The 21,203-nt window shown below is 70.6% G+C and carries 20 protein-coding genes and 1 riboswitch; of the genes, 14 read left to right on the top strand and 6 right to left on the bottom strand.

The window, feature by feature from the left end:
- Window positions 1–17 precede the first annotated feature (17 nt).
- From ACFY9V_RS06670 to ACFY9V_RS06660, 3 genes are all read left to right on the top strand, one after another.
- On the top strand, window positions 18–296 hold the full coding sequence (locus tag ACFY9V_RS06670; RefSeq protein WP_188282672.1) for a hypothetical protein: 279 nt from the start codon (window positions 18–20) through the stop codon (window positions 294–296).
- A gap of 89 nt (window positions 297–385) precedes the next feature.
- Window positions 386–1,801 carry a histidine kinase gene (locus tag ACFY9V_RS06665; protein ID WP_391159824.1) on the top strand — a complete coding sequence of 472 codons (1,416 nt, stop codon included), beginning with the start codon at window positions 386–388 and terminating at the stop codon, window positions 1,799–1,801.
- Window positions 1,798–2,508, top strand: coding sequence for a response regulator (locus ACFY9V_RS06660; RefSeq protein WP_391124074.1), 711 nt, complete (start codon window positions 1,798–1,800; stop codon window positions 2,506–2,508). Before ACFY9V_RS06665 ends, ACFY9V_RS06660 begins: the two co-directional genes overlap by 4 nt.
- A gap of 80 nt (window positions 2,509–2,588) precedes the next feature.
- On the opposite strand, the gene ACFY9V_RS06655 is transcribed toward ACFY9V_RS06660, so the two are convergent.
- Both ACFY9V_RS06655 and nadA read right to left on the bottom strand, forming a co-directional pair.
- Window positions 2,589–3,467 (bottom strand): GNAT family N-acetyltransferase, encoded by an 879-nt coding sequence (locus ACFY9V_RS06655; RefSeq protein ID WP_355334294.1) that lies wholly within the window; start codon window positions 3,465–3,467, stop codon window positions 2,589–2,591.
- A gap of 22 nt (window positions 3,468–3,489) precedes the next feature.
- Complete coding sequence (gene nadA, locus ACFY9V_RS06650; RefSeq protein WP_355334291.1) at window positions 3,490–4,662, bottom strand: quinolinate synthase NadA; 1,173 nt, start codon at window positions 4,660–4,662, stop codon at window positions 3,490–3,492.
- Between the two features lie 269 nt (window positions 4,663–4,931).
- On the opposite strand from nadA, the gene ACFY9V_RS06645 reads away from it, so the two are divergent.
- Window positions 4,932–5,285, top strand: a complete 354-nt coding sequence (locus ACFY9V_RS06645) for an iron-sulfur cluster assembly accessory protein (protein ID WP_188281477.1) — start codon at window positions 4,932–4,934, stop codon at window positions 5,283–5,285.
- Window positions 5,286–5,392: 107 nt separating this feature from the next.
- On the opposite strand, the gene ACFY9V_RS06640 is transcribed toward ACFY9V_RS06645, so the two are convergent.
- Entirely contained in the window at window positions 5,393–7,021 is a 1,629-nt protein-coding gene (locus ACFY9V_RS06640; protein ID WP_391159821.1) for a hypothetical protein, read from the bottom strand.
- Window positions 7,022–7,164: 143 nt separating this feature from the next.
- Window positions 7,165–7,422: a hypothetical protein gene (locus tag ACFY9V_RS06635; RefSeq protein WP_355334286.1), complete on the bottom strand. Its 258-nt coding sequence runs from the start codon at window positions 7,420–7,422 to the stop codon at window positions 7,165–7,167.
- A 136-nt stretch (window positions 7,423–7,558) separates the two neighbouring features.
- Between ACFY9V_RS06635 and ACFY9V_RS06630 the strand changes: the two genes are divergently transcribed.
- Window positions 7,559–8,539: a carbohydrate kinase family protein gene (locus ACFY9V_RS06630; protein WP_355334284.1), complete on the top strand. Its 981-nt coding sequence runs from the start codon at window positions 7,559–7,561 to the stop codon at window positions 8,537–8,539.
- A 21-nt stretch (window positions 8,540–8,560) separates the two neighbouring features.
- On the opposite strand, the gene ACFY9V_RS06625 is transcribed toward ACFY9V_RS06630, so the two are convergent.
- Window positions 8,561–9,949: an aminotransferase class V-fold PLP-dependent enzyme gene (locus ACFY9V_RS06625; RefSeq protein ID WP_391159820.1), complete on the bottom strand. Its 1,389-nt coding sequence runs from the start codon at window positions 9,947–9,949 to the stop codon at window positions 8,561–8,563.
- A 248-nt stretch (window positions 9,950–10,197) separates the two neighbouring features.
- Between ACFY9V_RS06625 and coxB the strand changes: the two genes are divergently transcribed.
- The 4 genes from coxB (at window position 10,198) to ACFY9V_RS06605 (ending at window position 14,786) form a co-directional block, all read left to right on the top strand.
- Window positions 10,198–11,190: a cytochrome c oxidase subunit II gene (gene coxB, locus ACFY9V_RS06620; protein WP_188281474.1), complete on the top strand. Its 993-nt coding sequence runs from the start codon at window positions 10,198–10,200 to the stop codon at window positions 11,188–11,190.
- Window positions 11,187–12,944 (top strand): cytochrome c oxidase subunit I, encoded by a 1,758-nt coding sequence (gene ctaD, locus ACFY9V_RS06615; protein ID WP_355334278.1) that lies wholly within the window; start codon window positions 11,187–11,189, stop codon window positions 12,942–12,944. Before coxB ends, ctaD begins: the two co-directional genes overlap by 4 nt.
- Complete coding sequence (locus ACFY9V_RS06610) at window positions 12,941–13,339, top strand: cytochrome c oxidase subunit 4 (protein WP_188281472.1); 399 nt, start codon at window positions 12,941–12,943, stop codon at window positions 13,337–13,339. Before ctaD ends, ACFY9V_RS06610 begins: the two co-directional genes overlap by 4 nt.
- Window positions 13,340–13,508: 169 nt before the next feature.
- Window positions 13,509–14,786 (top strand): Ig-like domain-containing protein, encoded by a 1,278-nt coding sequence (locus ACFY9V_RS06605; protein ID WP_355334275.1) that lies wholly within the window; start codon window positions 13,509–13,511, stop codon window positions 14,784–14,786.
- Window positions 14,787–14,802: 16 nt separating this feature from the next.
- Here the strand turns inward: ACFY9V_RS06605 and ACFY9V_RS06600 are convergent, their stop codons facing one another.
- A complete protein-coding gene (locus tag ACFY9V_RS06600; protein WP_355334273.1) occupies window positions 14,803–15,228 on the bottom strand; it encodes a hypothetical protein in 426 nt (141 codons plus the stop codon).
- A 224-nt stretch (window positions 15,229–15,452) separates the two neighbouring features.
- Here ACFY9V_RS06600 and ACFY9V_RS06595 point away from each other — a divergent pair, with 224 nt between their 5' ends.
- From ACFY9V_RS06595 to trpD, 5 genes are all read left to right on the top strand, one after another.
- On the top strand, window positions 15,453–16,073 hold the full coding sequence (locus tag ACFY9V_RS06595) for a heme-copper oxidase subunit III (RefSeq protein ID WP_355334271.1): 621 nt from the start codon (window positions 15,453–15,455) through the stop codon (window positions 16,071–16,073).
- A gap of 66 nt (window positions 16,074–16,139) precedes the next feature.
- A complete protein-coding gene (locus tag ACFY9V_RS06590; RefSeq protein WP_355334269.1) occupies window positions 16,140–16,949 on the top strand; it encodes a c-type cytochrome in 810 nt (269 codons plus the stop codon).
- Window positions 16,946–18,007 (top strand): Rieske 2Fe-2S domain-containing protein, encoded by a 1,062-nt coding sequence (locus tag ACFY9V_RS06585; protein ID WP_355334266.1) that lies wholly within the window; start codon window positions 16,946–16,948, stop codon window positions 18,005–18,007. The genes ACFY9V_RS06590 and ACFY9V_RS06585 overlap by 4 nt, the downstream gene beginning before the upstream one ends.
- Complete coding sequence (locus tag ACFY9V_RS06580; protein WP_355334263.1) at window positions 18,004–19,638, top strand: cytochrome bc complex cytochrome b subunit; 1,635 nt, start codon at window positions 18,004–18,006, stop codon at window positions 19,636–19,638. The genes ACFY9V_RS06585 and ACFY9V_RS06580 overlap by 4 nt, the downstream gene beginning before the upstream one ends.
- Before the next feature lie 176 nt (window positions 19,639–19,814).
- Window positions 19,815–20,879, top strand: coding sequence for an anthranilate phosphoribosyltransferase (gene trpD, locus ACFY9V_RS06575; RefSeq protein WP_391159817.1), 1,065 nt, complete (start codon window positions 19,815–19,817; stop codon window positions 20,877–20,879).
- 111 nt (window positions 20,880–20,990) lie between these two features.
- A riboswitch (SAM riboswitch) is annotated at window positions 20,991–21,107 on the top strand.
- Window positions 21,108–21,203: the final 96 nt, after the last annotated feature.

Genomic DNA, 21,203 nt, shown 5'->3' with positions numbered 1-21,203 from the left:
TTACGGAGGAGGCCGTCATGATCGTACGGATCATGGGGGAGGGCCAGGTCGGGCTCGACGAGAGCCATCTCGGCGAGCTGAACAAGCTGGACGACGAGCTGCTCGCCGAGGTCAGGAACGGGGACGAGGAGGGCTTCCGGCGCACGCTGGGCGCCCTGCTCGACGCGGTCCGCCGCTTCGGGGAGCCGGTGCCCGACGACTCCCTGGAGCCGTCGACACTGATCCTGCCGTCGCCGGACGCGAGCCTCGAAGAGGTCCGTGAACTGCTCAACGACGACGGACTGATCCCGGGCTGAGGGCGGGGCACCGGGCGGGTACGGGGCGCGCCGGGCTTCCCGTACCGTTGCCTACCGTGCAGTATCCGCTTCCGCCGAGGAATCCTCTCGTGGGCCCCAGCCGCTGGCTGCGGGCGCATCAGGGGACGGCTGACGCGGGTCTCGCCGCCCTCGTCTTCGCGGTGATCCTGGCCGGCACGGTGGCCGGGATCCAGACGTACCGGCTCGGCCTGGTCGACACCGCGCTCGCGGCGCTGGCCTGCGGGTCGCTCGTCCTGCGCCGCCGCGTCCCGTGGGCGGTGCTGGTCTTCACCTGTGTGCTCTCCGCGGTCTTCATCGCGCTGCGCCCGGTGGACGGCCGGATCCCGGTGATCTTCGCGGTGGCCCTCGCCCTGTGCACCGTCGCCGCCCGCACCGACCGGCACACCACCTGGGTGACCGGCCTGCTGGTCAGCGTCGGACTGACCGCGCTGGCCATGTCCTGCGGTCCGGGGCCCTGGTACGGGCAGTCCAACTTCGGGGTCTTCGCCTGGACGGGCATGGCCGCGGCGGCCGGTGACGCGGCCCGCAGCCGCCGCGCGTACGTCGCCGCCGTCGAGGAACGGGCGCTGCGCGCGGAACGCAGCCGCGAGGAGGAGGCCAGACGGCGGGTGGCGGAGGAACGGATGCGGATCGCCCGCGAGCTGCACGACGTGGTCGCCCACCACATCGCCCTGGTCAATGTGCAGGCCGGGGTCGCCGCGCACGTCATGGACAGCAGGCCCGACCAGGCCAAGCAGGCCCTCGCGCACGTCCGCGAGGCGAGCCGGTCCGCCCTGCACGAACTGCGCGCCACCGTCGGCCTGTTGCGCCAGTCGGGAGAGCCCGAGGCGCCGATGGAACCGGCGCCGGGCCTCGCCGTCCTCGATCAGCTCCTCGACGGCTTCCTGCGCGCCGGGCTGCGCGTCACCGTCGAATGCGCGGTCGACGGCCACGAGGTGCGCGAGGACGCGCGTGCCGGGCCGGGGGAGCGGGGCGGGAGCGCGGCGGACGACCCGGCCGTGCCGCCGCTGCCCGCCAGCGTCGACCTCACCGCGTACCGCGTGATCCAGGAGTCCCTCACGAACGTGCAGAAGCACGCGGGCCCCGGCGCGGGCGCCGTCGTCCGCATCCGCCGTGAGCCGGGCGTGCTCGAAGTCGTGGTGGACGACGACGGCGCGCCCGGCGAGGCCGCCTCGCTGCTGCCGTCCGGCGCGCTGCCGGGGCCCCGGCGCGGCAGCGGTGCAGGCGGCACGGGCAGTACGGGCGGCGCGGGCGGTACGGGGGACGGCGGCCCGCTGTGTCCCGCCGATCCGCGCGACGGCGCCCCCGGCGGCCACGGCCTGCTCGGCATGCACGAACGGGCCAGCGCGCTCGGCGGCATGTGCCGCACCGGCGCCCGCCCCGGCGGCGGCTTCCGCGTCTGGGTCCGGCTCCCGCTCTCCACGCCCCCGCACCCGGCCGCCGCCCCGGCCGTCCCGCCGCGCGCCCATGGGAGCGCCGGATGATCGGCACCGGCCGCCTCGCCGACGAGCGCGCGCGGGGACCGCTGCGCGTCGTCCTCGCCGACGACCAGGCCCTGCTGCGCGGCGCGCTGCGCGTCCTGGTGGAGTCCGAGCCCGACATGGAGGTGGTCGGGGAGGCCACCGACGGCGCGGAGGCGGTCGAACTGGCCAGGACCGCAAGCCCCGACGTGGTGCTGATGGACATCCGGATGCCCCGTACCGACGGCCTCGCCGCCACCCGCGAGATCACCGCCGACCCGGAGCTGACCGGGGTCGCGGTGCTGGTGCTGACCACCTTCGAGGCCGACGAGTACGTGGTGCAGGCGATCCTCGCGGGGGCCGCGGGCTTCCTCGGCAAGGGCGCGGAGCCGGAGGAACTGCTCGGCGGCATCAGGACGGTGGCGGCGGGGGACGCGCTGCTGTCGCCGTCCGCGACCAAGAGCCTGATCGCGCGTTTCGTGTCGCAGCAGATCGACGCCGGGGTCCGTACGGTCGCCGGTCTCGACGCGCTGACCGTCCGGGAGCGGGAGGTGCTGATCGAGGTGGCGGGCGGGCTGTCCAACGCGGCCATCGCGGCGCGCCTCGGCGTCAGCCCGCTCACCGTCAAGACCCACATCAACCACACCATGGCCAAGCTCGCCGCCCGCGACCGCGCCCAACTGGTCGTCGCCGCCTACGAGTCGGGCCTGGTCCGCCCCCACCCCCGCTGACCGCGCCCCCGGCCGGGCCCTTCGCCCGCCCCGCCACCGCCCGCCCGCCCGCCCGCAGCGGAGCCGCCTCGTCAGACTCCTCAGAGGAAGGTCTCCGAGGGGATGTACGGCATCGGCGGGCGCATGCCGCGCAGGCAGACGAATCCGGCGTTGGCGATCTCCAGGCCGGCGGCGATCCCGACGTCCAGGGCCCAGTCCTGCTCGGCGGTCAGCCGGTCGACGCGGGCGGTCTCGCCCTCGGGGACGCTCAGCAGCGCGGCGGTCAGGAGGCGGGAGGCAAGACGCCGCGAGGTGGCGGCGATCAGCTCGACGCTGCCGCCGCGCAGGTAGCAGTAGCCGCTGCCCGCGAGGTCGTCGACCACGAACAGCCGGTGGTGGCGCAGCAGTTCCTCGTGGTCGGCGCCGTGCGCGCCGCCCCGGGTCCTGCGGTCGAGGGAGTCCAGCAGGTCGCGGTGGCGGGCGGTGCCCTCATGCACCGCGCCGTCCGGCGGCTTGAGACCGGCCGCGTCCACCGGGCCCGTGAGCCGCATCGCGGGGTGCAGCGTGAAGCCCGCCCTGCGGTACGTACGGGCCGCCACCGGGTGCCGCGAGCCGCAGATGATGCCGCGCAGGCACGCCCTGCCGTGCACCAACGCCCGCGCGAGCAGCGCCTTTCCGACGCCCTTGCCCTGTGCGCCGGGCACCACGGCCAGCAGCGACAGGCCCCAGGTGCCCTCGCGCCGGGTGGACAGCGCGACCCCGACCGGGCCCGCCGTCCCGTCCTCGATCAGCCAGCAGCCGCCGGGGTCGCTGCGCGCCAGGTGCCGGGTGGTGCTGTGCTGTCTGGCGATCTCCGCGGCCGGTAACGGCCCTTGCGGCGCCTCGCCCTTCAGCACGTGCGAGGCGCCGAAGGCGGCGGACGAGATCACCCGCACGACTTCGGCGTCCTCCTCGTCGTCACGTACCGGTCGAAGGATCACGCGTCCATCATCGCGCCGCGCGTTACGGCAGGGCCAGCATCTGTTCCAGTGCCAGCTTCGCGAAGTGCTCGGTCTCCGCGTCGACCTGGATGCGGTTGACGAGCTTGCCGTCGGCCAGCGACTCCAGCGTCCACACCAGGTGCGGCAGGTCGATCCGGTTCATCGTCGAGCAGAAGCAGACGGTCTTGTCGAGGAAGACGATCTGCTTGTCGGGGTGGGAGTTGGCGAGCCTGCGCACCAGGTTCAGCTCGGTGCCCAGCGCCCACGCGGAACCGGCGGGGGCCTCATCCAGCATCGTGATGATGTGCTCGGTCGAGCCGACGTAGTCCGCCGCCGCGACCACCTCGTGCTTGCACTCGGGGTGCACCAGGACGTTGACGCCGGGTATCCGGGCGCGGACGTCCTCGACCGACTCCAGCGAGAAGCGGCCGTGCACCGAGCAGTGGCCGCGCCACAGGATCATCTTGGCCGCGCGGAGCTGCTCGACGGTCAGACCGCCGTTCGGCTTGTGCGGGTTGTAGACGACGCAGTCGTCCAGCGAGAAGCCCATGTCGCGTACGGCGGTGTTGCGGCCGAGGTGCTGGTCGGGGAGGAAGAGCACCTTCTCGCCCCGCGAGAAGGCCCACTCCAGCGCGCGCCGGGCGTTGGACGAGGTGCAGATGGTGCCGCCGTGGCGGCCGGTGAAGGACTTGATGTCGGCGGAGGAGTTCATGTACGACACCGGCACGGTGACGTCGGCCACGCCCGCCTCGGCGAGCACGTCCCAGCACTCCGCGACCTGCTCGGCGCTGGCCATGTCGGCCATCGAGCAGCCCGCGGCGAGGTCGGGCAGGATGACCTGCTGCCGCTCCGAGGTGAGGATGTCGGCCGACTCGGCCATGAAGTGCACACCGCAGAAGACGATGTACTCGGCCTCCGGCCTGGCGGCGGCGTCCCGCGCGAGCTTGAAGGAGTCGCCGGTGACGTCCGCGAACTCGATCACCTCGTCGCGCTGGTAGTGGTGGCCGAGGATGAAGACCTTGTCGCCGAGGCGGGCCTTGGCGGCGCGGGCGCGCTCCACCAGGTCCGGGTCGGACGGTGCGGGCAGGTCCCCGGGGCACTCGACTCCGCGCTCGCTGCGGGGGTCGGACTCCCGGCCGAGCAGGAGGAGTGCGAGAGGCGTGGGCTGTACGTCCAGCGGTTGCGTCGTGGTCACGGGCCCGTAGCCCTTTCTTTGCAGCGCAGACCTTTTCGTCTACTTGACGTTATCTATGATAGCCCGTTCGTGTCAGATTGACGATGCCGGTTTCGTCAATGTGACGCATTCGCTCTCACCGCTCCCCGCGCCCTCCCTCGCCGCCGCCGCGGTGTGCGAGCATGGAGGGGAATAAGTCGTAGCGGACCTCGACACGCACGGAATGAATCCGCGCGGTTGCCGGTTAGCAGTCGGTAGCCAGCAGTCCGTACAACCCGGGAGAGAAGCACATGACGGTTCAGGACGAGACCACCACGACGGACGGCATCCTCCTGTCCGACGCTGCCGCCATCAAGGTGAAGACCCTGCTGGAGCAGGAGGGCCGTGAGGACCTCGCTCTGCGCGTCGCCGTCCAGCCCGGTGGCTGCTCGGGACTGCGCTACCAGCTCTTCTTTGACGAGCGCTCGCTCGACGGCGACGTGGTCAAGGACTTCGGCGGCGTCAAGGTCGTCACCGACCGGATGAGCGCCCCGTACCTGGGCGGCGCCTCGATCGACTTCGTCGACACCATCGAGAAGCAGGGCTTCACGATCGACAACCCGAACGCCACCGGCTCCTGCGCCTGCGGCGACTCGTTCAGCTAACCGGTCCGCGGCCGGGCCCACGCCCGGCCGCACCGGAGCACGAAGGCGGCGGCACCCCTGCGAGGGGGTGCCGCCGCCTTCACGTGTGCCCGGCCTAGGCGGTGCGCTCAGCGCGCCTTCAGCGGGTGCCCGCTGGAGGTGTCCACCACCGTACGGCCGCCGAGCGGCTTGTCCAGCGTCACCTTCTCGGTGAACTCCTTGGCGAGCGTGACGCACGTGCCGCCCTTGTCGGCCGCGGTCACCGTCACCCGCACCTCGTCCGCCGACTCCGCGGCCTTCGCGCTGTACGTGCTGCACACCCCGCCGTAGAAGGTCAGCGACAGCGTGCCGCCGTCCGCGTGGTACGTGGTCAGACCGACCGTGTGGTGCCGCTGGGCGGGCCCGCTCGGCTGCTCCGGCACGCCGGAGGGCGGCACGGCGGTACCGGGCGCGTCACGCTGGATGTACGCCGGGTCCACCGCGGGCTGCGCCTCCACGCTCGACCGGCTCACACCGGGCTGCGCGACCTCGAAGAGCCAGGACGGCACCAGCACCTGGGCGCCGGACACGTAGTCCAGCGACAGGCCGAACTCGGCGCCGCGCACGTCCATCGGATGGCCGTTGCCCGGCACGCACGGCAGCGTGTGGGGGAGCGTCCTGTCCTCGCCGGGCGTGGTCGGCAGAGCGCTCGGCTTCGGCGCGGGCGCCGACTTCGCCGGACAGGCGGCGATCCCGTGATCGGGGTGCATCACCTGCCCGTTGAGGTCCTTCAGCGCCTGCGCGGCGCTCACCACCGGATAGCTGTCGCCCTTGTCGAGCGCCGAGAGGCGGCCGTGCGCCAGCGTGATCAGCCCGTCGGAGCCGACGTCGAGGCCGGTGCTCCAGTTGTGCGTGGGCAGGCCGTCCACGACCGGGTCGGCCGTCACCGCGCGGAGCGCGCCCGCCGTCTCGTGCGCGTCGACCGTGGCGCCCGACAGGCCCAGACCGGCCAGTACGGGCGCGGCCACCGCCTTCGCGCGCTGCTCGGACACCGGCGGCTCGGGCGTCGGCGCCTGCGTCGAGGTCGTACCGCTCGCGGGGGCGGAGGACACCGGTCCGTTCGTGCCGGGGCTGCCGGGGCTGTCGGCGTTGCTCGAATCGCTGGAGCCCGTGCCGGTGTCCGTCCCCGGGCCGCTCTTCTCCGGGCCGCCGGGGTTCACCGGCCGCGGGGGATAGGCAGGTTCCGCCGGGTTGACGGTGGTCGCGCCGTACCGGCTGTACGACCAGGTGCCCGGCGCGGCCTTGGTGACCAGCAGCGTCGGCCCCGCGCCGTCGCCCGGCCCCACCCGCCACGAGTCGCCCTGCGCGGTGGCCGGGCCGCTCATCCCGAGCAGCTTCGCCAGCCGTTCCGCGTCGGCCGCGACGACCGGACCCTCCCCGCGGTAGACCGCGGCGGAGTCGGGGCCCTTGGGCAGCGAGCCGGTCAGCGTGTACGTGCCGCCGCTCGCCGGACCGCTGCTCGTCCCGTTGTCCGCGCCGCCGCCGTCCGCGCTGCCCGAGCCTTCGCCGGGGGCGTCGTTCAGCCGCAGCGGGGCCGGCCCGGCCTTCGGGTGACCGCCCTCGTTCGCGGTCGCCGCCCAGTACGCCCCGCCGCCACCGGCCAGCAGGACGGCGGCGGCCACCGCCGCCACCAACAGCCGTGGCCGGGGCGCGGACCGCTCGGGGCGGGGCTCTTCCGTCGTCGGGTCCGCGTTGTCGTCGTCGCGTTCGGTGCTCACCGCGTGCTCCTTCGGCTCCGTACGTCAGATGCGGATCTGACGCGGCGGGCCGGATTCCGGTTCCGCCGGGCCCGTTGCGCCGTCCGGGGGAACGGCGACGCGGGCCCCGCCGAAGGGGCCGTTCGTGATACGCCGGACAGGCCCTAGTCGCCGAACTCGGCCATACCGCGCACCACGTGCGCGGACGCGGGCGGGACGACGATGCCGTGCAGGCTGGCGGGGGCGACCACGGCCTGGGCCTTGGCGGCCGGGGTGTGCCAGTGCGCGGCCATCCGGCGGCAGTCGCCGAGCAACTGGTCGAGCGACTCGGGCTCGGCGAGCGGGAACGACGCGGACACCGGAGGCGTGGCCGAAAGGGCGGAAGCGGAGGACGGCACGGGTGCGGCGGGGGTAGACCTCATACCTCGACCCTAGGCACGGGCGGACCATCGAGAAAGCCCTACTATCGGGTAGTTTCGCCGTGTCCGACTGCTACGCCGCACCCGGTAGCGTGGGACGCCTGCTCTTCTCGTCGATCCCCCGCAGGAGCCTGCCGCCGTGCGTATCGCCGTAACCGGATCCATCGCCACTGATCATCTGATGACCTTCCCCGGCCGTTTCGCCGATCAGCTCGTCGCCGACCAGCTCCACACGGTCTCGCTGTCCTTCCTCGTGGACGGTCTCGACGTGCGGCGCGGCGGGGTCGCCGCCAACATCTGCTTCGGCATGGGCCAGCTCGGCACCTCGCCGATCCTGGTCGGCGCGGCGGGCAACGACTTCGCCGAGTACCGCGCCTGGCTCCAGCGGCACGGCGTGGACACCTCGTCCGTACGGATCTCCGAGGTGCTGCACACCGCCCGCTTCATCTGCACCACCGACGCCGACCACAACCAGATCGGCTCCTTCTACACCGGCGCCATGAGCGAGGCCCGGCTGATCGAGCTCCAGGCCGTCGCCGACCGCGTCGGCGGCCTCGACCTGGTCTCGATCGGCGCCGACGACCCCGAGGCGATGATCCGGCACACCGAGGAGTGCAGGACCCGCGGCATCCCCTTCGCCGCCGACTTCTCCCAGCAGATCGCGCGGATGGACGGCGACGACATCCGCGTCCTGCTCGAAGGCGCCGCGTACCTCTTCAGCAACGAGTACGAGAAGGGCCTCATCGAGGCCAAGACCGGCTGGAGCGACGAGGAGATCCTGGACCGGGTCGGCACCCGCGTCACCACCCTCGGCTCCCACGGCGTCCGGATCGACCGCAAGGGCGAGGAGCCCGTCCAGGTCGGCTGCGCCGAGGAACAGACCAAGGCCGACCCCACCGGAGTGGGCGACGGCTTCCGCGCCGGCTTCCTGTCCGGGCTCGCCTGGGGCGTCAGCCTCGAACGCGCCGCGCAGGTCGGCTGCATGCTGGCGACCCTCGTCATCGAGACCGTCGGCACCCAGGAGTACGAGCTGCGCCGCGGCCACTTCATGCAGCGCTTCAGCAAGGCGTACGGCGACACCGCCGCCGAAGAGGTCCGCACGCACCTCGGCGCGCGCTGAACGCTCCCGGATGAGCGCCCGTCAGGCCCTGCGCCGCACCGTGTACGCGGTGCCGCGCTCCGCCGGGCGCTCACCCAGATAGTCGTGGGCCCGCATCTCGCACCACGCGGGGATGTCGAGCCGGGCGGCCTCGTCGTCGGACAGCACGGTGACGAGGCCGCCGACCGGCACGTCGTCGATGACCCGCGCGAGGTCGATGACCGGGATCGGGCAGAGCTTGCCGAGCGAGTCCACGACCAGAGCGGACTCCCGCGGCTCCCGCCCGCCCTGTCGGCCGGGCCCGGCCGACGCGGCCGACGGCGCGCCCAGCGCCGAGCGGACCTCGGCCACGACCCCCGGCAGCACCGCGAGGAAGCGCTCGACGTCCTCCGCGGCGGTCCCCGGCGGCAGCGACACCCGTACGTTCCCCTCGGACAGCACACCCATCGCCTTGAGCACATGGCTGGGCGTCAACGTGCTCGACGTGCACGACGATCCGGACGACACCGAGAAACCGGCCCGGTCGAGACCGGTCAACAGCGCCTCGCCGTCGACGTACAGGCAGGAGAAGGTGACCAGGTGCGGCAGCCGCAGCGTGCCGTGGCCGACCACCTCCACGTCCGGCACGACCCGCGGCACGCGCGACCTGATCAGGTCCACCAACGCCGTCAGCCGGACGGCCTCCCGGGCCGCCTCCTCGCGCACCGCCCGCAGCGACGCGGCGGCGGCGACGATCGCGGGCAGGTTCTCGAAGCCGGGCGCGCGCCCCGACTCCCGTTCGTCCGCGGGCCCCTGAGGCGCGAAGCGGGTGCCCTTGCGGACCACGAGCAGCCCGACCCCGGACGGCCCGCCCCACTTGTGCGCGCTCGCCGTCAGCAGCGACCACTCGCCCTCGACCCGCCCCCAGCCCAGCGACTGCGCCGCGTCCACCAGCAGCGGCACCCCGGCCGCCCGGCACAGCGCCGCCGCCTCCGCGACCGGCTGCACCGTACCCACCTCGTGGTTGGCGGACTGGAGGCAGGCCAGCGCGGTGTCCGCGCGCAGCGCCGCCGCGAAGTCCGCGGCGGCCACCCGCCCCGACCGGTCGACGCCCACCGTCACCCGTTCGTACGCCTCCGCCGCGTGCAGCACCGACGAGTGCTCGACGGCCGAGACCACCACCTGACGGCCCGTCCGACGGCGGCCCGCCATGGCGCCGGACACACCCGTGTGCACCGCGCGTGTCCCCGAAGGAGTGAAGACCAGTTCGTCGGGGCGGCAGCCGACCGCGTCCGCCGCGGCCTCGCGGGCCGCGTCGAGCAGCAGCCGCGCCCGGCGCCCCTCGCGGTACAGCCGCGCGGGGTCGGCCCACCCCTCGTCGAGGGCGGCGAGCAGCGCCTGCCGGGCGACTGGGTGCAGCGGAGCGGCCGAAGCCGTATCGAAATAGGACACCTCAGCACGCTACAACCCGCCCGCGCCGACCGGCCGGGCGCACTGTCAGAAGGCCCCCGGAGTGCGGGATTCCATCCCTTCGGGGTGTGCCCCGGCGCGTTGTACCCCCTCCCCGCGTGACCTCAAATAGCGTCCAGTAGGGTTTGGTCCGCATAAACATCCACACCTAATTGCCCGTGCACGGACCGACCGACCAGCAGGCGGCCGGGCACCCGGACGCTCGGGCGAGACTCTCGGGAAGGCGCTACGTGAGTCCCAACGGCTCCGACCTCCCCCACGGCCAGAACGGCGTGGGAGGTACCCCCTCGTCGCGGCGCCCGGTGCGGCGATGGCTGCCGCGGGCGCTGGCCGCGGGCCTGGTCCTTGCGACCGCCACTGGTTGCTCGTACAAGGACTATCCCCGCCTCGGCATGCCCAGTCCTGCCACGGAACAGGCACCCCGGATCCTCGCGCTCTGGCAGGGCTCCTGGGCCGCCGCGCTGGTGACCGGCTGCCTTGTCTGGGGCCTGATCCTGTGGAGCGTGATCTTCCACCGGCGCAGCCGGACCAAGGTCGAGGTCCCCGCGCAGACGCGCTACAACATGCCCCTTGAGGCCCTGTACACGATCGTCCCGATCATCGTCATCGCGGTGCTGTTCTACTTCACCGCCCGTGACGAGTCGAAGATCCTGGACACCTCCAAGAAGCCGCAGCACGTGATCAACGTGGTCGGCTTCCAATGGAGCTGGGGCTTCAACTACGTCGAGGACGTGGACGGCAACCCGGCGACCCCCACGGGCGTGCCGAAGGAACTGTCCGAGATCCCCGCGAACAAGCTGCTGCTGCCCCCCGGCGCCGAGGGCGTCTACGACGTGGGCACGCCGGCCAGCAGGAACCCGGACACCGGCAACCCCGGTCCGACGCTCTGGCTCCCCAAGGGAGAGAGCGTGCGGTTCGTCCTCACCTCGCGTGATGTCATCCACTCCTTCTGGATCGTTCCGTTCCTGATGAAGATGGACGTCATCCCCGGCCACACCAACGTCTTCGAGGTGACTCCGAGCAAGGAGGGCACCTTCCTTGGCAAGTGCGCCGAGCTTTGCGGTGTGGACCACTCCCGGATGCTCTTCAACGTGAAGGTCGTTTCGCCCGAGGAGTACAAGCAGCACCTCAAGGACCTGGCGGCGAAGGGCCAGACCGGGTACATCCCGGCGGGCATCGCCACCACGGGCAACGCGAAGAACTCGGAGCCCAAGACCACATGAGCATTCTGAACGAACCGCAGGGCGCCGCCGCGGCGGACGACTCCTACGCGGACGAGATCCCGGCACGCCGGCGCAAGCCCGGCTCGGTCATCGTCACGTGGATGAGCACCACGGACCACAAGACGATCGGCTCGATGTACCTCATCACGTCGTTCGCCTTCTTCCTCATCGGCGGCGTGCTCGCGCTGCTGATGCGCGCGGAGCTGGCCCGGCCGGGCAACCAGTACCTGTCGAACGAGCAGTTCAACCAGGCGTTCACGATGCACGGCACCGTGATGCTGCTGATGTTCGCGACCCCGCTCTTCGCGGGCTTCGCGAACTGGATCATGCCGCTGCAGATCGGCGCCCCCGACGTCGCGTTCCCGCGGCTGAATATGTTCGCCTACTGGCTCTACCTGTTCGGCTCGCTCATCGCGGTCGGCGGCTTCGTGACCCCGCAGGGCGCGGCCGACTTCGGCTGGTTCGCGTACTCGCCGCTGTCGGACGCGGTCCGCTCGCCGGGCATCGGCGCCGACATGTGGATCATGGGCCTGGCCCTGTCCGGCTTCGGCACCATCCTCGGCGCGGTCAACTTCATCACCACGATCATCTGCATGCGCGCACCCGGTATGACGATGTTCCGCATGCCGATCTTCTGCTGGAACGTGCTGCTGACCGGTGTCCTCGTCCTGCTGGCCTTCCCGGTGCTCGCCGCCGCGCTGCTCGCCCTGGAGGCCGACCGGAAATTCGGGGCGCATGTGTTCGACGCCGCCAACGGCGGCGCGTTGCTCTGGCAACACCTCTTCTGGTTCTTCGGCCATCCAGAGGTGTACATCATCGCGTTGCCCTTCTTCGGCATCATCTCCGAGGTCATCCCGGTCTTCAGCCGCAAGCCGATGTTCGGCTACATCGGCCTGGTCGCCGCGACGATCTCCATCGCCGGTCTGTCCGTGACCGTGTGGGCGCACCACATGTACGTCACCGGCGGGGTGCTGCTGCCGTTCTTCTCGTTCATGACCTTCCTGATCGCGGTGCCGACCGGTGTGAAGTTCTTCAACTGGATCGGCACGATGTGGAAGGGGTCACTGAGTTTCGAGACCCCGATGCTGTGGTCCATCGGCTTCCTGATCACCTTCGCCTTCGGTGGTCTGACCGGTGTCATCCTGGCGGCGCCGCCGCTGGACTTCCACGTCTCGGACTCGTACTTCGTGGTCGCGCACTTCCACTACGTGGTGTTCGGCACCGTCGTGTTCGCGATGTTCGCGGGCTTCCACTTCTGGTGGCCCAAGATGACCGGCAAGATGCTGGACGAGCGGCTCGGCAAGATCACCTTCTGGACGCTCTTCTTCGGCTTCCACGGCACCTTCCTCGTCCAGCACTGGCTGGGCGCCGAGGGCATGCCGCGCCGGTACGCGGACTACCTGGCGGCGGACGGGTTCACCACGCTGAACACCATCTCCACCATCAGCTCGTTCCTGCTCGGTCTGTCGATACTGCCGTTCCTCTACAACGTGTGGAAGACCGCCAAGTACGGCAAGAAGGTCGAAGTCGACGACCCGTGGGGCTACGGCCGTTCGCTGGAGTGGGCCACCTCGTGCCCGCCGCCGCGGCACAACTTCACCACGCTGCCGCGCATCCGCTCCGAATCCCCGGCGTTCGACCTGCACCACCCGGAGATCTCGGCGATCGACTCGCTCGTCAACCGGGGTCCCGACCAGGCGCTCTCGGGCGTCAGTGGCGACCTGCACCACGACCGTAAGGAGTCCGGTCAGTGAGGGTCCAAGGCAAGATGTTCCTCGGCCTGGCCGTCTTCATCCTGGCCTCGGCCATCGTGTACGGCCTGTGGTCCAAGGAGCCCGCGGGCACCACGGCGCTCTTCCTCGCCTTCGCGCTGAGCACGATGATCGGCTTCTACCTCGCGTTCACCGCGCGCAGGGCCGACACCGGCGCGCAGGACCGGGAGGACGCGGAGGTCGCGGACGACGCCGGCGAGCTGGGCTTCTTCAGCCCGCACAGTTGGCAGCCGCTCGCGCTGGCCACCGGCGGCGCGCTGGCGTTCATGGGCATCATCTTCGGCTGGTGGCTGCTGTTCGTCTCGCTGCCGGTGATCCTGATCGGCGTGTACGGCTGGGTGTTCGAGTACTACCGCGGTGAGAACCGCACCCAGTAGCCGGGCAGGGCGGTGACGCGGCCCCCACGGGACCCGCGTCACCCGGGGAACAGAAGTACGGGCGGGCCCGGACACCGACTCAGGTGTCCGGGCCCGCCCGTTCGCGCGCCCGACCTCTTTTGCACGTATCCACCGAGCGAAATCACCCGGTTGTTCCTAACTTGAGTGCATGAGCCACAATTCTCTACGCCGTAACGCGCTGCGCTGCTCCCTGCTGGTGGCGCCCCTCGCGGTGGGGCTCACCGCTTGTGGCGGCGGCGGCAATCCGCTCGCCGCCACGCCGCACGACGCCGCCGCCAAGGTCGCGTTCGGCTCCGCGGCCGGAGGCAAGGCCGACCCGTCCAAACCACTCCAGGTGACCATCAAGAAGGACGGGAGCCGGATAACCGACGTGACCGCTACGGACGCCGCAGGGCGCTACGTACGCGGCGAACTCGGCTCCGACGGCCTGAGCTGGCACTCCACCGGCGCGCTGGCCGCAGGCGCGCACTACACGGTCCGGGTGAGCACCGAGGACTCCGACGGCCGCCCCGGCCGTAAGACGCTCGGTTTCGACACCACGCCCGCGGACGCGGGACTGCACGTCGCCTTCGGCCCCGACGCGGGTACGTACGGCGTCGGACAGCCGATCACCGCCGAGCTGAGCGTCCCGGTCAAGGACCCGGCGGCCCGCGCCGCGGTCGAGGGCAACCTCAAGGTCAGCTCGACCCCCCAGGCCGCCCCCGGCTCCTGGTACTGGGTCGACGACCGCACCCTGCACTACCGGCCCAGTACGTACTGGCCCGCGGACGCCACGATCGACGTGACCAGCACCCTGAACGGCGTACGCGTCCAGGACGGGCTCTACGGCGGCACCGACAAGTCCCTGGAGCTGCACACCGGCGACCGGGTCGAGGCGCTCACCGACGCCGGCACCCACCAGATGACCTTCAAGCGGAACGGGAAGGTGGTCCGTACGCTCCCCGTCACCACCGGCAAGCCCGGCTTCTCCACCCGCAACGGCGTCAAGGTGGTGCTCGGCAAGGAGCAGTTCGTCCGGATGCAGAGCGAGAGCATCGGCATCGCCGCGGGCAGCTCCGACTCCTACGACCTGCCGGTCTACTGGGCCACCCGGGTGACATGGAGCGGTGAATACGTGCACGCCGCGCCGTGGTCCGAGGGCTCGCAGGGGTACGCCAACGTCAGCCACGGCTGCACCGGCATGAGCATGGACAACGCCCACTGGTTCTTCGACAACGTGCGGCAGGGCGACATCGTCGAGGTCACTCACAGCCTCGGCGACACGATGACGCCGTTCGACAACGGCTTCGGCGACTGGAATCTGAGCTGGGCGCAGTGGAAGAAGGGCAGTGCCCTCGGCGCCGCGGGTCAGTCCGCGGCGACGCAGAACACCGCCACCACCGCCACCGTCTCCAACCCGGCCCGGCTGCGCCCCCAGGCGCTCTGACCGGCCGCCGCGGCGCTCAGTGCGCCGTCGTCGCCACGGCCGTGGTCCTCGGCGCCAGCCTGGCCCGCAGCAGCCCCGCCAGGGACTCGCTGAGGGCGACCGGGTCGACGGGGTGGGCGACCGCCGCGTCGGCCCGGCTCCAGGTCGCCAGCCAGGCGTCCTGGGGACGGCCGATCAGCACCAGCACCGGCGGGCAGCGGAAGATCTCGTCCTTCGCCTGACGGCACACCCCCATGCCGCCGGCGGGGGAGGTCTCACCGTCGAAGACGCAGACGTCGATGCCGCCGCGCTCCAACTCGGTGAGAACCGCGGGCATCGTCGCGCACTCCACGTACTCCACCGGCGGCAGGTCGGCGGCGGGCCTGCGGCCGACGGCGAGCCGGACCTGCTCCCGGGTGTTCGCGTCGTCGCTGTAGACCAGCACCGTGGCGGTCGCCTGCATCGTGGTTCCTCCTCGTGAAGGCGTTCTCAAGTGCGTCGGATGCTACTCCCGCCAGCGCCTTCGCGAGGAGGGTTCGTAGCCCGCGAAGATCGGCGGCCCGGTCGTCCGACGCACCGTCATCCCTCCTTCGGGGGACGGCGGCGCTAGGCCACGCGGGTCTCCTGCGGGCCTTGACACACCGAATGGCACCCCCCGGAGTCAGCGCCAGATAAGCGACCGACATAATGTCGGACGTGGCGACAGCAACAGCAGTAGATACCGGGCACGCGCACCCGTCGGTCAACCGGCCGAACCTCACCAGCGTCGGAACCATCATCTGGCTGAGTTCCGAGCTGATGTTCTTCGCGGCCCTCTTCGCGATGTACTTCACCCTTCGGTCGGTCACGGGTGCCGACTTCTGGAAGGAACACGCCCATGCGTTGAACGTCCCGTTCTCGGCGACGAACACGACGATCCTGGTGCTCTCCTCCTTCACCTGCCAGATGGGCGTCTTCGCCGCTGAGCGCGGCGACGTGAAGAAGCTCCGCTCCTGGTTCATCGTGACCTTCATCATGGGTGCGATCTTCATCGGCGGGCAGATCTTCGAGTACACCGAACTGGTCAAGAAGGACGGCATCTCGCTCAGCTCGGACCCCTACGGCTCGGTGTTCTACCTGACGACCGGGTTCCACGGGTTGCACGTGACGGGCGGACTGATCGCGTTCCTGCTGGTACTCGGGCGGACGTACGCGGCCAAGCGGTTCACCCACCAGCAGGCCACCGCAGCCATCGTCGTGTCCTACTACTGGCACTTCGTCGATGTCGTGTGGATCGGCCTCTTCGCCACGATCTACCTGATCAAGTAGCCGGTCGCACACCGCACACACATTCCAGAAGCATCGACGCAAGAGATCCTGACACCGGGGTAATCCGTGAAAAAGCTCTCCGCACGACGGCGCCACCCGCTGGCGGCGCTTGTCGTCCTACTCTTCGCGCTCGCGGTCACCGGGGGGCTGTACGCCGCGCTCGCGCCGGCGCCGAAGGCGCAGGCCGACGACGCGGCCCAGTCCCTCGCGATCACTGAGGGCAAGAAGCTGTACTCCGTCGGCTGCGCAAGCTGCCACGGCACTTCGGGCCAGGGCAGCTCCGACGGACCGAGCCTGGTCGGCGTCGGCTCCGCCGCCGTCGACTTCCAGGTCGGCACCGGCCGGATGCCCGCGCAGCAGCCCGGCGCGCAGATCCCGAAGAAGAAGGTCATCTACGACCAGGCCGAGATCGACCAGCTCGCCGCGTACATCGCGTCCCTCGGCCCCGGCCCCGCCGTGCCGAGCAAGGACCAGTACAACCCCGCGGGCGCGGACGCCGGCAAGGGCGGGGAGCTGTTCCGCACCAACTGCGCCCAGTGCCACAACTTCGTCGGCAAGGGCGGTGCGCTGACCAACGGCAAGTACGCGCCGACGATCCAGGGCGCCTCGCCCAAGCACATCTACGAGGCCATGCTGACGGGTCCGCAGAGCATGCCGTCCTTCCCGGACAGCACGATGCCGCAGGACACGAAGGCGGACATCATCGCGTACCTCCACGAGGTCAACAGCAGCGAGACGAAGAACCCCGGCGGTCTCTCGCTGGGCAGCATCGGTCCGGTGTCCGAGGGTCTGGTCGCCTGGGTCTTCGGCCTCGGCTTCCTGCTCGTCTGCACCACCTGGATCGCCGCCCGGACGACCAAGGCCAAGAAGTCATGAGCGAGACTGGATCTCACAAAGACGTGTCAGAGAACCTGCCAAGTGAGCACGGCGCTCACGGGAGCGAACCAGCGGTCCCCGACGACCCGTTCGCCAACCCCGGCCATCCCCCCCACGAGTACCGCCGTCAGGACATCGACGAGCGGGCCGAGAAGCACTCCGAGCGGGTCGTGGCGGGGCTGTTCGGCCTGTCGATGCTCGGCACCGTCGCGTTCATCGCCTGCTTCGTGATCTTCCCGGTCGACAAGATCGTCTTCATCTTCCCGTTCGGCAACGTGAGCGCGCTGAACTTCTCGCTCGGCCTCACGCTCGCCGTGGCGCTGCTGGGCATCGGCGCGGGCGCGGTCCACTGGGCCCGCACCCTGATGTCCGACGAGGAGTTCGCCGACGAACGCCACGCGGCGGGCGCGGACGAGGAACTGCGCGAGAACATCGAGCAGCAGTGGGCGCAGGGCGCCCGCGAGAGCGGGTTCGGACGGCGCAAGCTGATCCGCAACACGATGTTCGGCGCCCTGACCCTGGTCCCGCTGGCCGGTGTCGTGATCCTGCGCGACCTCGGCCCGCTGCCGGAGGACAAGCTCCGGCACACCCTGTGGGCCAAGGGCAAGGTGCTGATCAACCAGAACACGAACAAGCCGCTGCGCCCCGAGGACATCGTGGTGGGCTCGCTCACCTTCGCGATGCCCGAGGGTCTGGAGGAGTCCCAGGAGGACTTCCAGGAGCAGATCGCCAAGGCGGCTCTGATGATCGTCCGGATCAAGCCGGACGACATCAAGGACAAGCGCGAGCGTGACTGGGCCCACGAGGGAATCGTGGCCTACTCCAAGATCTGCACACACGTGGGCTGCCCGATCAGCCTCTACGAGCAGCAGACGCACCACGTGCTCTGCCCGTGCCACCAGTCGACGTTCGACCTGTCGGACGGCGCGCGGGTGATCTTCGGCCCGGCGGGGCACCGGCTGCCGCAGCTTCGGATCAGCGTCAATGGTGAGGGCAATCTCGTCGCTCTCGGCGACTTCGATGAGCCCGTCGGTCCGGCATTCTGGGAGCGCGGATGAGTACTACGACGGAAAGCTCGACCCGTCGGGGCAAAAAGCCGGTCGGCCAGCGGGCCGCCGAGTGGACTGACCCCCGGCTCGGTATCTACAAGTTGGCCAAGGCCAACATGCGGAAGATCTTCCCGGACCACTGGTCCTTCATGCTGGGCGAGATCTGCCTCTACAGCTTCGTCATCCTCATCCTCACGGGTGTGTATCTGACGCTGTTCTTCCACCCCAGCATGAACGAGGTCGTCTACCACGGCCCGTACGCGCCGCTCCAGGGCGTGCGGATGTCCGAGGCGTACGCCTCCACCCTGCACATCAGCTTCGAGGTGCGCGGCGGTCTGCTGATCCGGCAGATCCACCACTGGGCCGCGCTGATCTTCATCGCGGCGATGATCGTGCACATGATGCGCGTGTTCTTCACCGGCGGTTTCCGCAAGCCGCGTGAGATCAACTGGCTGTTCGGCTGGACGCTGCTGTTCCTCGGCATGTTCACCGGCTTCACCGGTTACTCGCTCCCGGACGACCTGCTGTCCGGCACCGGCATCAGGTTCGCCGACGGCGCGGTGCTCGCCACCCCGGTGGTCGGCTCGTACCTGTCGTTCTTCCTGTTCGGCGGGGAGTTCCCCGGCCACGACATCGTCAGCCGGTTCTACTCGATCCACATCCTGCTGCTGCCGGGTCTGATGGCCGGTCTGCTGACCGCCCACCTGATCCTGGTCTTCTACCACAAGCACACGCAGTTCCCGGGTGCGGGCAAGACCGAGAAGAACGTCGTCGGCATGCCGCTGCTGCCGATCTACACCGCGAAGGCGGGCGGCTTCTTCTTCCTGGTATTCGGCGTGATCTCGGCCATCGCCGCGACCGTGTCGATCAACCCGATCTGGTCGATGGGACCGTACCGGCCGGACCAAGTGTCCACCGGCGCCCAGCCGGACTGGTACATGGGCTTCTCCGAGGGCCTGATCCGTGTGATGCCCGGCTGGGAGATCAACGCCTGGGGACACACACTCGTCCTGGGCGTGTTCATCCCGCTGATGGTCTTCCCGGTGGTGCTGGCGGCCATCGCCGTCTACCCGTTCATCGAGGCGTGGGTCACCGGGGACAAGCGCGAACACCACCTGCTGGACCGGCCGCGCAACCGCCCGGTGCGCACCGGCTTCGGTGTGGCCTGGCTGACCGAGTACTTCGTGCTGCTGATCGGTGGCGGCAACGACCTGTGGGCCACGCACTTCCACCTGTCGATCAACTGGATCACCTGGTTCGTCCGCGTCGGCTTCTTCGTCGCGCCGGTCCTGGCCTTCATCATCACCAAGCGGATCTGCCTGGGTCTCCAGCGGCGTGACCGCGACAAGGTGCTGCACGGTCGTGAGACCGGCATCATCAAGCGGCTGCCGCACGGTGAGTACATCGAGGTGCACGAGCCGATCTCGCAGGAGCAGCGGCACATCCTCACCGCGCACGTCCAGCCGGAGCCGATCGACGCGGGCCCCGAGGTGGACGAGAACGGCGTGGAGCGCAAGCTCAACCCGATCGAGAAGGCGCGGGCCAAGCTCTCCCGCGGCTTCTACGGCGAGCACAGCCAGATTCCGAAGCCCACGGCCGAGGAGTACGAGGAGATCACCAGCGGACACGGCCACCACTGAGCCGCCGCCGCTGAGCTGAGCCACCCACGGGCCGGGCCCGGGAATCCCCCTCAGGGGAGTCCCGGGCCCGGCCCTTCGGCGTCCGCCGTCCGCAGTGCGGGCAGGGAGCCGTCGGGCCCCGCGGCGCGGATAGGCTGAGCGCGCAGTTCCCCATCCCACCACCAGGAGCGTGGACCATGAGCGTTGTGACCCCGGCAGGCGGCGAGAGTCCGGCGACGCGGTCCTGGCCGGACGTGCTGACCACGCTGCTGGCAGGGCGGAATCTGGGTGGGGACGACACCGCGTGGGCGATGGACGCGATCATGCGCGGCGAGGCGAGCGACGTGCAGATCGCCGGGTTCGTCGTCGCGCTGCGGGCGAAGGGGGAGACCGTCGAAGAGGTCTCCGGCATGGTGCGGTCGATGTACGCGCACGCGAACACCATCGAGGTGCCCGGCGCGACCGTGGACATCGTCGGCACCGGCGGCGACCGGGCGAAGACCGTCAACATCTCCACCATGTCGGCGATCGTGGTCGCGGGCGCCGGGGCGAAGGTCGTCAAGCACGGCAACCGCGCCGCGTCCTCGGCCAGCGGCGCCTCCGACGTCCTGGGAGAGCTCGGCGTCAATCTGCAACTGACGCCGCAGCGGGTCGTGGAGGTCGCGGAGGAGGCGGGCATCACCTTCTGCTTCGCGATCAAATTCCACCCCGCGCTGCGCCACGCGGGCACCGCCCGGAGCCAGTTGGGGGTGGCGACCGTCTTCAACTTCCTCGGCCCGCTGACCAATCCGGCCCGGGTACGGGCGCAGGCCACCGGGGTCGCGGACCCGCGGATGGCGCCGATCATGGCCGGCGTGCTGGCCGAACGCGGCTCGTCCGCACTGGTGTTCCGCGGTGACGACGGCCTGGACGAGCTGACCACCACCGCCACCTCCCAGGTGTGGGTGGTGCGCGACGGCAAGGTGGAGCAGACCGCCTTCGACCCGCGGGACGTCGGCCTGCCCCTGGTGCCCGTGGAGGCGCTGCGCGGCGCCGACGCGGCCCACAACGCGGACGTCGCCCGGCGGCTGCTCGCGGGCGAGACCGGGCCCGTACGGGACGCCGTGCTGCTCAACTCGGCGGCGGCGCTGGTGGCCCTGCGGCCCGGCAGCGGGCCGTTGGAGGAGCAGATCGCGGCCGGTCTGGTGACGGCGGCCGAGTCGATCGACTCGGGCGCGGCGGCGGCGACGCTGGAGCGGTGGGCGGCGGCGAGCAACGCGTAATCGCCACTGTGGCGGAATTCGGATAGGTCCCCCGGGGACCGAGCACACGACGCTGTCCAATTTCTGGACGGCGTCTTGTGCGTTCGGCGCCTTGTGGCAGAATGCTGTCCAGGTCACGAGTGACAGCGTCAAGGCCCCGGCTCGCTGTCCGGCAACCCTCCGTCCGAGGCGGGGTGCCCCGGGTGATGACCAGGCCGTGAGCAGCGAGGCTCATGGCAAGCCGGACTTGGGGAGTTCTTTCATGAGCAAGCGAATGCGATAGGGCCTGTCGGCCCGGTTCCGCCGTTCCGCCTTTCGTTCGACGTTTCCATCCCGCGCTTCTGT

It is taken from the genome of Streptomyces sp. NPDC008317 (genome assembly GCF_042955955.1).
Taxonomy (GTDB): Bacteria; Actinomycetota; Actinomycetes; order Streptomycetales; family Streptomycetaceae; genus Actinacidiphila.
The sequence above is the reverse complement of the archived record's forward strand: the minus strand, read 5'-3'. Positions and strand labels throughout refer to the sequence as shown.